This is a genomic window from Stenotrophomonas sp. Y-13 (assembly GCF_046267925.1).
Lineage (GTDB): Bacteria > Pseudomonadota > Gammaproteobacteria > Xanthomonadales > Xanthomonadaceae > Stenotrophomonas > Stenotrophomonas acidaminiphila_A.
Map to the genome: position 1 here is coordinate 1,211,946 of NZ_CP176501.1, position 12,654 is coordinate 1,224,599.

The window sequence follows — 12,654 nt, forward strand, 5'->3', positions numbered from 1 at the left end:
GTTGACCAGCCATTCGGCTGTTGAAAAGCGCCTCTTTGGGCCACGTTTCCTTGCACGAGCAAAGATGCGTTTTTCAACAGCCGGATGGCTGGTCAAGGTGGCTCGCGCACCCAAGGGGAGCGAAAGCCTTTGATCCTGTTTCTGCCCTTGCTCTGGCTTCTCTTGGAGGCGTGTGTCAAAGCGAAGAGGCCAAGCCAGTGCCAGAGGAAAGGATAGAGCCCAAGGCTAAGCGCAAGGCAGAGGTCAAGCATGAAGCGGAAGCTTGAAAGCAGAGCTTTCGCCCCTGCTTCGCAGGAGCGAGTTACTTCTCTTTGCTCGTGCAAAGAGAAGTAACCAAGAGAAAGCACGGGCCGGGCCGCGATCCGATGCGGCTGCGCCGCATCGGTCCCCTGTGCTCCTCGCGTGCCGAGGGGACGGCGCACAACTCGCTACGCTCAGACACGTGCGCCTCTTCGCCCCTCGTCACGCTGCGGTGCTCGGCTCGCTCTACGGCCGGGGTGATTCAGAAGCGAAGGGCAAGAGCAAAATCACCGGCAACCGCAACCGCAACCGCAACCGCAACCGCAACCGCAACCGCAACCGCAACCGCAACCGCAATCGCAACCGCAATTGCAGGTGCGTGCGATCTGCGGGCGTGCGCTCACAGCAGCGATTTCATCCGGTACAGCGCCTCCAGCGCCTGCTTCGGCGTCAGCTCGTCCGGATCGATCGCCTGCAATGCCTCCAGCGCCGCCGAGGACACCGGCGCGAACAGGCCGAACTGCTGCGGCGCGTCCAGCGCCTGTGGCGCCATCTGCGCCGCGTGGGTCTCGCCGCCACGCTGTTCCAGCTCGGCCAGGCGGCGCCGCGCCTGCGCCACGGTGGCGCGCGGCAACCCGGCCAGCGCCGCCACCTGCAGGCCGAAGCTGCGGTTGGCCGGGCCGTCCTTGACCGCGTGCATGAACACCAGTGTCTCGCCGCCGCTTTTATCGTGATGTTCCACCGCGTCCAGGTGCACGTTGGCGATACCACTGGGGCCGCCCTCGTGGGTTTCATCGGCCAGCGCGGTCAGTTCGAAGTAGTGGGTGGCGAACAGGGTGTAGCAGCGGTTGACGTGGGCCAGGTGGCGCGCGACCGCGTCGGCCAGGGCCAGGCCGTCGTAGGTGGAGGTGCCGCGGCCGATCTCGTCCATCAGCACCAGCGAATGCGCGGTGGCGTGGTGCAGGATGTAACTGGTCTCGGCCATTTCCACCATGAAGGTCGACTGGCCCTTGGCCAGGTCGTCGCCGGCACCGATGCGGGTGAGGATGCGGTCGATCGGGCCGATCACCGCGCGGCTGGCCGGCACGAAGCTGCCGATGTGGGCCAGCAGCACGATCAGTGCGTTCTGCCGCATGTAGGTCGATTTGCCGCCCATGTTCGGGCCGGTGATGACCAGCATGCGCCGCTGTGGGTGCAGGTCCAGGTCGTTGGGCTCGAACGGCGCCTCGCGCACCGCTTCCACCACCGGGTGGCGGCCGCGCTCGATCTTCAGGCACGGCGCGGTGTCCAGTTCCGGTCGCGCCCAGTCCTGCGCCTGCGCGCGCTCGGCGAAGCAGGCCAGCACGTCCAGTTCGCTCAGCGCGGCGGCGCAGCGCCGGAGCGGTTCCAGGCGCTCGCCGATGCTGTCCAGCAGGCCTTCGTACAACAATTTCTCGCGCGACAGCGAGCGCTCGCGCGCCGACAGCACCTTGTCCTCGAAGTTCTTGAGTTCCTCGGTGATGTAGCGCTCGGCGTTGGCCAGGGTCTGCCGCCGGGTGTAGTGCACCGGCGCCTTGTCGGCCTGGCCCTTGCTGATCTCGATGTAGTAGCCGTGCACCCGGTTGTAGCCGACCTTCAGGGTCGGGATGCCGCTGCTCTCGCGCTCGCGCAGCTCCAGGTCGATCAGGAACTGGTCGGCGTGGGTGGACAGTCGCCGCAGTTCGTCCAGTTCGGCATCGAAGCCCTCGGCGATCACCCCGCCGTCGGACAGCTTGAGCGGCGGTTGCGTGGCGATGGCGCCGGCCAGCAGCTGCGCGCTGTCGTCATGCGAGCCGAGCTCGGCGCGCAGTTGCTGCAGGCGCGGCGAATCCAGCGCCTGCAGCTGCGTGGCGATCGCCGGCAGCATGCCCAGGCCGTCGCGCAGGGTGGAGAAATCGCGCGGGCGCGCCGAGCGCAGCGCCATGCGGGTGAGGATGCGCTCGATGTCGCCAAGCGCGCGGAACGACTCGCGCAGGTCGGCATCGACGCCGCGGTCGATCAACGTCGCCACCGCGTGGTGGCGCTGCTGCAGCACCTCGCGCAGGCGCAGCGGGCGGTGCAGCCAGCGTCGCAGCAGGCGCCCGCCCATCGGCGTCACCGTACTGTCGAGCACGCCCAGCAGGGTGTTGCGGGTGTCGCCGTCCACGCGCGTGTCCAGCTCCAGGTGGCGGCGGGTGGCGGCATTCATCGCGATCGCCTCGCCGGCGGTTTCCACCGCGATCGAGGTCAGGTGCGGCAGCCGCTGCTTCTGGGTTTCCTCGACATAGCCGAGCAGCGCGCCGGCGGCGGCGGTGGCGCGCGGCTTGTCGTCAATGCCGAAGCCGGAAAGGTCGTGCAGCTTGAAGAAGGCCAGCAGCTGCCGGCGGCCGCTGTCGGCGTCGAACAGCCACGGCGCGCGGCGCCGCACGCCACTGCGCTGGCGCAGGAATTCCGGCCAGTTCTCCTCGTCCGGCACCAGCAGCTCGGCCGGCTCCAGCCGTGCCAGCTCCGCTTCCAGCGCGTCCTCGGTCTCGACCTCGTTGACCAGGAAGCGGCCGCCGGCCAGGTCGGCCCAGGCCAGGCCGTAGCCCTGCTTGCTGCGCGACAGCGCCATCAGCAGGGTGTCGCGGCGTTCGTCCAGCAGGGCTTCGTCGGTGACCGTGCCGGGGGTGACGATGCGCACCACCTTGCGTTCGACCAGGCCCTTGGCCAGCGCCGGGTCGCCGATCTGCTCGCAGATCGCCACCGACTCGCCCAGCGCCACCAGCCGTGCCAGGTAGCCCTCGTAGGCATGTACCGGCACCCCGGCCATCGGGATCGGCGCGCCGCCGGAGCTGCCGCGCTGGGTCAGGGTGATGTCCAGCAGCCGCGCGGCCTTGCGCGCGTCGTCATAGAACAGCTCGTAGAAATCGCCCATCCGGAAGAACAGCAGCAGGTCCGGGTAATCGGCCTTGGCTGCGAAGAACTGCTTCATCAACGGGGTGTGTTCGGGCTTTTTCTCGGTCACGCGCATTCCACTTCGATAGCCGGACAGGGGCTGCGGCCATTGTAGTGGCTGGGCATGGGCAGCACGAATCGCGGTGCGCCGGTACCGGCGCCGATGTCGCGGCCAGCGCGCGCGGCACGCATCCGCGGCTTGACCGCGCCGGTCACGCCCGGCGCCTCCCGGAAGTCCTGCGCGCATCTGCCGGGCAGGCGCCCGCCGCCGGCCGCGAGGGAGACGCTCAGGTCCAGGCCGGGTCGGAGGTGAAGTCGATGGTCAGCCAGAAACGGCCCGAACGCGCATCCAGGCGTTCGGCGATGCCATCGCGCAGGCGGTCGACATCGCCGATGCTGCCCAGCCGCGCATCGGGCCGGGTGAGCACATGGATCTCGATGAACTGCATCCGGCCGATCTTGGCGACGTGGCTGGTGAAGCCCTCGAAGCCGTGTTCGGCGACGAACGCCCGCATGACCTCGCGTACCTGCCGGTCCAGGTCGTCCGGGGCCACCTGCAGTACCTCGCGCGCGGCCTTCCACGCCGCGCGCAGCGGCACCGGCAGCGCCGCCAGGCTGATGCCGGCCAGCACCAGCGGGTCGATGTAGGGGATCCAGTGCGCATGCGCGCCGCCGCGCAGGGCCAGGGCGATCAGGAACGACAGGACCACCGCCAGGCTCATCAGCCCGGTCAGCAGCCAGGCGCGGGCGTCGAGCGCCAGCAGCCCGGACTGCAGCCGGCGCGCATGGCGGCCGATCCACAGCGCCATGACCAGGTCGACCGCGGCCAGCAGCGCGGCCCAGGCCAGGCCGGGGCCGAGCCGGGGCTCATGGCCGCCATCGCTAAAGCCGATGACGGCGTTGGCCAGCGCGTAGATGCAGGCGAGGCTGAGGATCGCCCCGCCCAGCGCCTCGACCATCGGCTCCAGGTGCCAGAACCCGTACTGGAAGCGCGGGCTCTGCTCGCTGGCCATCAGCCGCAGCACCGCCAGCGCGACCAGGGTGAGGGCGACGTCGACCAGGCTGTAGACGCCGTCGAACAGGATCGCCTGCGAGCGCGCCAGCAGGCCGCCGAAAAAACCGATCGCGGCGACCAGCACGGTGGCCGCGATCGAGCGCTGCAGTACGCGTTGTTCCTGTCGGGTACCGGTCATCGGGCTGTCGGCTGGCGGTTGCGGCGCACCCGACCGCATGCCGGGCTCACAGTTTCAATACCTCCACCTTATAGCCGGGCTGCGCGCCGCTGTCATCGATGATCAGGCCGTGCACGTCGGACTCGAAGCCGGGGAAGCGCGCGTTCTGCTCGCGGGCGATGCGCAGCGACTGGATGATCGGCTCGTCCTGCGCACCGAAGCGCTCGCCGGGCATGATGGTCGGGATGCCCGGCGGATACGGCACCAGCATGGTGCCGGCGACGCGGCCGCTGATGTGGTCGATGTCGACCCGCTCGATCTCGCCGCGCACCAGGTGGTCGTACGCCTGCGCCGGGGTCATGACCGGCTCGGGCAGGTCCACGTACATCTCGCGCATGACCTCGGCCACGCGGAACTCGCGGTTGAAGTCGTGCAGCGCCTCGCACAGGTCGCGCAGGCCCCAGTCGGCGTAGGCGGCCGGATGTTCCCGGGCCAGGCCCGGCAGCGCCTGGGCCAGCGGCGCATTGGCGTCGTACAGGTCCTTGAACGCCAGCAGCTCGGTGACCAGCGTGCTCCACTTGCCCTTGGTGACGCCCATCGAGAACAGGAACAGCACCGAGTACAGGTTGGTCTTCTCCACGGTGATGCCGCGGGTCCACAGGAACTTGCTCAGCACCGCGGCGGGGATGCCGCGCCGGCCCATCTCGCCGTCCATGGACAGCCCCGGGGTGAGCAGGGTGACCTTGACCGGGTCGATCAGCACGTAGTCGTCGGCCAGGTTGTCGAAGCCATGCCAGTGCGCGTCGGGGCGCAGGTACCAGTCCGGGCGCGAGGTGGCCATCGGCCGGGCGGCGTCCTCGCGCGCAAGCGCACGTTCCACGCCATCGGGTTGCCACACCTTGAACCACCAGTCGTCGCGACCGAGGTCGCGGCTGACATGCAGCATCGCACGGCGGAACGCCACCGCCTCGTCGTGCATCTCCTGCACCAGCGAGCGGCCGGCTTCGCCTTCCATCATCTTCGAGGCGACATCGCAGGAGGCGATGATCCCGTAGTGCGGGCTGGTGGAGGTGTGCATCATGAACGATTCGTTGAACCGCTCCGCATCCAGCGCGCGGGTGGCGGCATTGCGCACGTGGATCATCGATGCCTGCGAGAACGCGGCCAGCAGCTTGTGCGTGGACTGGGTGGTGAAGATGATCGCGTCCTGCTCGCGCGGCTTGCCCTTGGCCATGCCGTAGTGGTTCTCGTAGAACGGGTGGAACGCGGCGTAGCCATACCAGGCTTCGTCGAAGTGCAGGAAGTCGACCGCGGTGCCGAGGTTGTCGGCGATCTTCTCCGCGTTGTAACAGAGCCCGTCATAGGTGGAGTTGGTGACCACCGCGATGCGCGGCCGGGCGCCGGGGCGGGCGACCTTGCTGGCCAGCGGGTTGGCCTGGATCATCCGCTGCATCGCCTCGCCGGAGAACTGCTCCAGGCTGATCGGCCCGATGATGCCGTGGGCGTTGCGGCTGGGGGTGAAGTACACCGGAATGCCGCCGGTCATGATCAGCGAGTGCAGCAGCGATTTGTGGCAGTTGCGGTCCACGAACACGATGTCGCCGCGGGCCACGGTGCCGTGCCAGACGATCTTGTTGGCGGTGGAGGTGCCGTTGGTGACGAAGAAGGTGTGGTCGGCGCCGAAGTTGCGCGCGGCCTCGGCCTCGGCCGCGCGGATCGGGCCGGTGTGGTCCAGCAGCGAGCCCAGCTCCGGCACCGAGATCGACAGGTCGCTGCGCAGCGTGTTCTCGCCGTAGAACTGGTGCAGCGCACGGCCCACCGGCGATTTAGTGAAGGCCACGCCGCCGGCGTGGCCCGGGGTATGCCAGGAGTAGTTGGACTCGGCGGCATGGTGGATCAGCGCCTTGAAGAACGGCGGCAGCAGCCGGGCCATGTAGTCCTCGGCCGCGCGCATCACCTGGCGGGCGATGAAGCTCTTGGTGTCCTCGAACAGGAAGATGTAGCCGTGCACGAACTTGAGCAGCTTGCTCGGCACTTTCTCGATGGTGCGGCGGTCGCCGTACAGGAACACCGGCAGGTCGGCGCGGCGCTTGCTCTGTTCGCGCAGGAACGCCAGCAGCTGCTGGAACTGCTCGTCGTTTTCCTCGGTGCCATCGATGGAAATCAGCACCGCCGAAGCGGCCACGTAGGTGCGGGCGCCGGCGCGCGCGTCGTCCAGGGTCAGCCCGCACAGCACGCGCTGGTCGTTGTGGCGCAGCTCGTCGGCCAGGGCGCGGATCAGGATGCCGTTGATGCGCGGCGAGTCATAGTCCGCGTCGATGATGACGATGGGATAGTCCAGGGATTTGAAGTACATGGCGGTTTCCTTGTGCAGCCGGGCGGGGGGATTCAGTTCGACCCGGCACGCGGGGCGCCGGCGGGGGTGAGCCGGGCAAGCCGCTGCCTGCGACGCTCTTCGCTGAAGAACGGATAGAAGACGGTGATGAACAGCACGAACAGGAAGGCGTACTGCACGATCGCGCCGGACGAGCCGAAGATCGCCCACAGGCAATAGACCACGGTGATGCTGGTCAGTACCCAGAACGCGCCGGTGTGCACCAGCGTGTGCGAGCGCTCCACCACGAAGTAGCAGGCCACGCAGGAGTAGATGTAGGGCAGCAGGGTCAGCACCACGGCGGCGGAGGTGATGACGTCGAACTGTGCCGATGCGGTCTTCGAGGTGGAGGTGATCAACACCGCCACGGTCATCAGCACCGCGACGATCAGCACCCCCTTGACCGGCACGTCATCCTGGTTGGTGCGGCTGAACACGCCGGGGAACAGGCCGTCGTCCGAGGCCGCCTTGGCGCTCTGCGCGGTCAGCAGGATCCACCCGCCCAGCGAGCCGGCCGCGCCCAGGAACGCGCACAGGCTCACCAGCGCGCCGCCCCAGCCGCCGACCGCATTGGCCGCCGCCAGCGCGAACGGCGCGTCGGAGACCTGCAGCTGCGCGTTCGGCACCATGCCCATGATCACCGAGGAACTGGCGATGTAGGCGATGGCGGCCAGGAACACGCCGGCCAGGGTGGCGCGGGCGACGTTCTTCTCCGGGTTCTCGACCACGCCGGCGGTCACCGAGGCCGATTCCACGCCGATGAACGCCCACAGGGTCAGTGCCGCAGCGCTGGACACCGCGCCGAAGTTGGACTGGCCCGAGACGTTGTAGGCGCCCCTGAAGATGGCCGGGTCGAAGAAGAACCAGCCGAACACCGCGATGCCCAGGATCGGCACCAGCGCGAAGCTGGTGGTGACCGTCTGCACGCGGCTGACGAAGGCCGGGCCGACGACGTTGGCCAGGCTCAGCGCCCACACCAGCAGCAGCACCGCGATGCAGCGCGGCAGCGGCTCGGACAGGATCGGGAAGAAATAGCTGAAGTAGCCCACCGCCGCGATCGGGATGGCCACGTTGCCGATCCAGTTGGCGAACCAGTAGATGGTGTTGGTCTGGAAGCCCATGTACGGGCCGAACCAGTCGCGCGCATAGGCGTAGGGGCCGCCGGCCTTGGGCGCGAGCTTGCCGAGCTTGGCGAACACGAACGCCAGCAGCAGCGCGCCGGCGGTGGTGATCAGCCAGCCCCAGATCGAGGCGGTGCCGATCTTGGCCAGGCTGGAGGGCAGCAGGAACACACCCGAGCCCATCATGTTGCCGGCAACCAGGAAGGTTGCTCCAACCACGCCGATCTTCTTCTGGCCTGCCATGGGGTTCTCCTTTCAACGGGTATGCCGGTGTGACTCCAGTGGAAACGGTGCTGGCGCCCGCGCGGGCGCGGGCTATTTGATGAAGCTGTACTGCAGGCTGCCCTGCACGCGCAGGGTGTCGGCGCTGCGGCCGTCCTGCAGCCGCTGCTGGCCGTAGAGCACTTCCATGCCCATCGTCCACGACGGCGCCGGGCTCCAGATCAGGTTCAATGCGGCGTACTGGCTGCGGCGGAAGGCGTCGCCGGCCAGCGCCCCGGCATCGCCCAGGTACAGGCGGCCGTAGACCAGGTTCGAGCGCCACATGTCCGACCAGTAGTGGGTGTAGCCGAAGAAGCCGCCGTGCAGCGGCAACGCCCTGAGCCGGCCGTCGGCATCGATCGCCGCGTCCAGCCCCGAGCCGGTGAGGTCGGCGGTATAGCGGGCGATACCCTTGCCGCCGATCAGCCCGAACAGCAGCAGGTCGCGTTCGGCCACGGTGTAGGAGCCGCTGAGCTGCAATCCGCCGCCGAAGGTCCGGTCGGCGCGTCCATCACCGTCGTAGCCCAGGCTGCGGGCGACCGCTCCCAACTGCAGGTGGCCCCACTCGCGCTCCATGCGCGCCACCAGGCTGATGTCGGGCAGGCGTTCGGTGCTGATGTCGGCATCGCCGGCAGCGGCCAGCTGCGAATCGGGGTCCTCGGCGGCCAGGGTCAGCGTGTTGCCCTTGCCCAGTGCGAAACTGTGGTGGATGCCGGCCACCAGCAGGTAGCCGGCGGCGCCGGGGCCGGCGAAATCCAGCGTGTCGGGCAGCGAATCGGCATCCATGAACGTGGCGTAGCCGTAACCGGCGTAGGTGTTGCCCAGCTGCCCGTAGGCATGCCGCAGACGGAACTGGTAGCCATCGCTGCTGCCGAAGAAGTCGTTCTCAAGGTAGAAGCGCAGCGCGCCATGGGTGGTCGGCCGGCGCGCCTCGAAGCTGAAACGGGTCTGCTTGGCGTGCATGCCGAAATGCGCGACATCCCGGTGCGGGCCGCCGACCGGGATGGACGAGGGAATGAACTGCTCGTTGTCGCCGGCTGCATGGTTGTCGGCGATGGCGTCGAGCTTGGCATAGCCGCCGAGGCGGATCCGGGTCTGGGTGCCGGGGATGGCGAAGAAGCCCTTGAGTTCCGGGTCGGTGGGCGAGGCCGCGCTGTCCGGGCGCGATGCCGCGGTGGACGGGTCGGCGACCGAATCGCGGGGCGGGAGGATGGACGCCGCGGCCACCGCAGTCCGTGCGCTGGCGGGCGCTGCCGGTGCGGGTGCCGGGGGTGTCGTGGCCTGCGCGCCGGTTGCCGCTGGAGTGTCGGGCGACGCGTGGCCCTGCTGGCGTTCCAGCGCGTCCAGGCGCGCGGTCAGGGCCTGCAGGTGCGCCTGGGCCTGGCTGATTTCCTGCCGCAGTGCGCTGACCGAGTCCTGCGCGAGCGCGGTTCCCGGGGCCAGCAACAACGGCAGCATCGCAAGTGCGCGTGGTTTCATCGCCTGTCCCAAGCTCTGCAAACACCACGTCGCGCCGGGCGCTTGCCCGTGCGCGGCTTCTGTCGGTCGTGGCGGGCGCCCCGGCGATTCCCGATGTCCGGCGACGCCCCGCTTGGTCAGGCTGGCGCGGGTTTCATGACGGGGGCGTGAAACCTGCGCGGAGGCGGCCGTTTCTGGAACGCCAGTCACGCGGCGACCGCGCGTTCATGGGCGGCGCGGGCAGGACCGGCGCGGCAGGACGGCGCGTGCGGCGCGCGCCGGCCAGCCGCATAGTGCGGCGAGGGCGGCGCGAGGCGCCGTGCGGCGGCTCAGCCGTCCGCGTCGGGCGTCCCCTCGGCCAGCGGTGCCCGGGTGCCGTCGAGCAGGCCGCGGCTGAGCTTGCCGTTTTCGATGAACAGCAGTTCGCCGTTGTCGCCGTTCTTGATGCTGCTGTCGATGGCGATGACGCGGCCGCCGTGGAAGGTGCTCACGTGCGCCATCGAGGTATGGCCGACGACGATGCGCTCCAGCCCCAGCCGCTCGAGCAGGGCCTGCACGCCGGCGGTATCCAGGCGGCCGTCGAAGTAGCCGCGGTACCAGATCGGGCTGGTCTTGCCGTCGTACAGCGGCGCGGTGGCCGGATCGGCCTTGACCTCCGCCTTGGGGCGCCCGAGCGATGCCTGGTAGGCGGCATTGGTGGCGGCCGGGTCCAGGGCCAGCTGCAGCGCCTCGGGCGAGATGCCGCCGTGCAGGAACAGCGTGTCGCCGACCCGCAGCAGCACCGGGCGGGTGCGCAGCCACTGCCCGATCACCGAATCGGCGCCGTACAGCTGCGGGTAGCTGCGACCGAGCAGCCGCGCGCTGCGCAGGTACTTGGGGTTGACGTAGCGCAGGTCGTCGTACAGCACCATGGTCTCGTGGTTGCCGAGCACGAAATGCACCGCACCGCCGGCCGCGGTGGCCTGCTGCTGCAGGCCGTACAGCAGCCAGAACACGTCGGTGACCTGCGGCCCGCGGTCGAACACGTCGCCGGCGATCACCAGCGTGTCGCGGCCCAGGGTCCAGCGGTCCTGTTCGTCGATGACGCCGTGGGCGCGCAGCAGCTTCACCAGCAGGCCGTACTGGCCGTGGATGTCGGACACCGCGACGATGCGTGCGGCCTGCGGCAGTACCGCCGTGGCCACCGGCAGCGGCGGCGCCACCGCGACCGGGTGCGGATAGCCGCAGCGTGCCGCAACCGTCGCCTGCGCGTCGTCCCATACCTGCTCCTGCACCGCGTCGTCGCAGATCCAGCGGGCGCGCAGATGGCCGTTTTCCCGGAACACGTAGGGACCGTCGGCATCGACATGCGCGGGCTCGGCCAGCGGCGGGGCGGCCAGCGCGGCGGTGCTGGCGAGCAGCACCCAGCAGGCCAGGAGCAGGCGGCGGAACGACGGGCGGCAAGTCGGCATCGGGCTTTCCTGAGGCGGTGGCAGCCCGATCATGCCACGTGCCCGGTGCGCTGGCCCGCGTCCGCTCAGCCGCGCTGCAGCGCGATCCGTCCCGGCGCTTCCGGCAGCGAGCCGTCGGCCAGCACCACGCGGTTGCGGCCGCGCTTCTTGGCCTGGTACATCGCCGCGTCGGCACGGGCCATGACCCGCTCGTAGTCCGGGTGGCCGTCATGCACGGCCACGCCGATGCTGGTGGTGATCGCCAGCGCATCGCCATTGGCCAGCGCCACCGGCGACTCGGCCACGCGCCGGCACAGGCTGTTGGCGATCACCAGCGCCTGCGGCTCGTCCACCGCCACCAGCACCACCACGAATTCCTCGCCGCCGTAGCGGAACACGTAGTCGCTGCCGCGGGTGAACTGGCCGAGGATGGTGGCCACGTGCTGCAGCGCGCGGTCGCCCACTTCGTGGCCGTGTTCGTCATTGATCGCCTTGAAGTGGTCCAGGTCCAGCAGCAGCACCGCGAAGCTGCTCTGCGATTTGGCCGCCAGTTCGATTTCGCGGCGCAGCACGGTGGGCAGGAAGCGCCGGTTGAGCAGGTTGGTCAGCGTGTCGCAGCCGGCGTCGAGTTCGCCGATGCGTTCGAACAGCATGCCCAGCAGGCTGCGGACCTGGCTGACGCGGCTGCGGATGTCCTGCAGCTGGATGGCGCGCACGCGCGCATCGTTCTCGCCGTGCAGGGTCTGCTGCAGGGCGTTGTCGATCTCGCCGATGAGTTCGCAGATCTGCCGGGTTTCGGCGCTTTCGCCAAAGCTGGGCACGCCCTTGTGGGTGAACCACAGCCCGAACTCCGAGCCGGCCAGCGACGGGAAGCCGGCGGTGTCGCACTGGCTCGCCAGGGCGTAGAGCAGGGTGTTTTCCCAGTCCAGCAGCAGCGCGCGCTGGCGCTCGCGCTCGGTGCCGACGTTCTGCACCAGCGAGAACAGGCGGTAGGCGGCATCGGTACGCGAGGAGCGTTCGCGCGCGTTGGAATAAGCCAGGGTCATGCCTTCCAGCGCGATGTCGAACGAGGCGGTGAGGCTGGCCACGGCCGCGTGCGCGACCTGGCCATGGCCGGCCAGTGCGGCGATGGACTGGAACAGGCGCTGCTTGAGCACGCGGGTGCCGCGCGTCACCAGGTCCACCGGGATGCCGACGCGGGCATGCACGTCGCCGATCACCCGCTGCGCGGCGATCAGCCCCTCGACGTCGTCCGGCGTGGCGCGCAGCAGGCCGTTCACCCAGCGTTGCATCGCCGGCTGCAGGCGCGTGCGCACCTGCTCGTGCGACAGCAGGCGCGAGGCGCGCGGGTCGCCCATCATCACCTGGTAGAAATGCACCGCCATCGCCGCCGCGTCGGTTTCCGCCAGCGCCGCCAGCACCTGCGTGGCTTCGGGGCCGGCCTCGACCAGGTTCCTGCGCCAGTCCGCGGCAAGGCTGTTGTCGTCGTGGTCGGCGCGGGCAGGAGCGGTGTTGGGCATGGCGATGGCGGGGGGACGTGTCGGGGGCGAAGAGACATTATCGGCCGTAGCGGCTACTGTTTGAGGGCTTATCCGCAACGGTCCATGCCAACGTGTCGTCCAGCGCTTTTGCCCCTGTTTTTCCGCCGGCGCGTCCGCAGCCGC

7 protein-coding genes are annotated in these 12,654 nt (G+C 69.3%); all 7 read right to left on the reverse strand.

From position 1 onward, the window contains the following. Nucleotides 1-640: 640 nt before the first annotated feature. A complete protein-coding gene (gene mutS, locus ACJ7VY_RS05300; RefSeq protein ID WP_409476786.1) occupies nucleotides 641-3,211 on the reverse strand; it encodes a DNA mismatch repair protein MutS in 2,571 nt (856 codons plus the stop codon). 250 nt (nucleotides 3,212-3,461) lie between these two features. After that, complete coding sequence (locus ACJ7VY_RS05305) at nucleotides 3,462-4,367, reverse strand: cation diffusion facilitator family transporter (protein WP_293765639.1); 906 nt, start codon at nucleotides 4,365-4,367, stop codon at nucleotides 3,462-3,464. Nucleotides 4,368-4,413: 46 nt separating this feature from the next. Further along, the gene (locus ACJ7VY_RS05310) at nucleotides 4,414-6,702 is read right to left on the reverse strand and encodes an Orn/Lys/Arg decarboxylase N-terminal domain-containing protein (protein WP_409476514.1); all 2,289 of its coding nucleotides are present in this window, start codon (nucleotides 6,700-6,702) and stop codon (nucleotides 4,414-4,416) included. A 32-nt stretch (nucleotides 6,703-6,734) separates the two neighbouring features. Further along, nucleotides 6,735-8,084, reverse strand: coding sequence for an arginine/agmatine antiporter (gene adiC, locus ACJ7VY_RS05315; RefSeq protein ID WP_104938391.1), 1,350 nt, complete (start codon nucleotides 8,082-8,084; stop codon nucleotides 6,735-6,737). Between the two features lie 72 nt (nucleotides 8,085-8,156). Beyond that, complete coding sequence (locus ACJ7VY_RS05320; protein ID WP_409476515.1) at nucleotides 8,157-9,581, reverse strand: DcaP family trimeric outer membrane transporter; 1,425 nt, start codon at nucleotides 9,579-9,581, stop codon at nucleotides 8,157-8,159. A 308-nt stretch (nucleotides 9,582-9,889) separates the two neighbouring features. Beyond that, entirely contained in the window at nucleotides 9,890-11,011 is a 1,122-nt protein-coding gene (locus tag ACJ7VY_RS05325) for a metallophosphoesterase (protein WP_409476516.1), read from the reverse strand. 65 nt (nucleotides 11,012-11,076) lie between these two features. Beyond that, the gene (locus tag ACJ7VY_RS05330) at nucleotides 11,077-12,510 is read right to left on the reverse strand and encodes a sensor domain-containing diguanylate cyclase (RefSeq protein ID WP_104938394.1); all 1,434 of its coding nucleotides are present in this window, start codon (nucleotides 12,508-12,510) and stop codon (nucleotides 11,077-11,079) included. Nucleotides 12,511-12,654 lie beyond the last annotated feature (144 nt).

Coding starts and splice junctions, on each gene's coding strand:
- mutS (WP_409476786.1), bottom strand. CDS start 3,211: ATGAAGCAGTTCTTCGCAGCCAAGGCCGATTACCCGGACCTGCTGCTG.
- ACJ7VY_RS05305 (WP_293765639.1), bottom strand. CDS start 4,367: ATGACCGGTACCCGACAGGAACAACGCGTACTGCAGCGCTCGATCGCG.
- ACJ7VY_RS05310 (WP_409476514.1), bottom strand. CDS start 6,702: ATGTACTTCAAATCCCTGGACTATCCCATCGTCATCATCGACGCGGAC.
- adiC (WP_104938391.1), bottom strand. CDS start 8,084: ATGGCAGGCCAGAAGAAGATCGGCGTGGTTGGAGCAACCTTCCTGGTT.
- ACJ7VY_RS05320 (WP_409476515.1), bottom strand. CDS start 9,581: ATGAAACCACGCGCACTTGCGATGCTGCCGTTGTTGCTGGCCCCGGGA.
- ACJ7VY_RS05325 (WP_409476516.1), bottom strand. CDS start 11,011: ATGCCGACTTGCCGCCCGTCGTTCCGCCGCCTGCTCCTGGCCTGCTGG.
- ACJ7VY_RS05330 (WP_104938394.1), bottom strand. CDS start 12,510: ATGCCCAACACCGCTCCTGCCCGCGCCGACCACGACGACAACAGCCTT.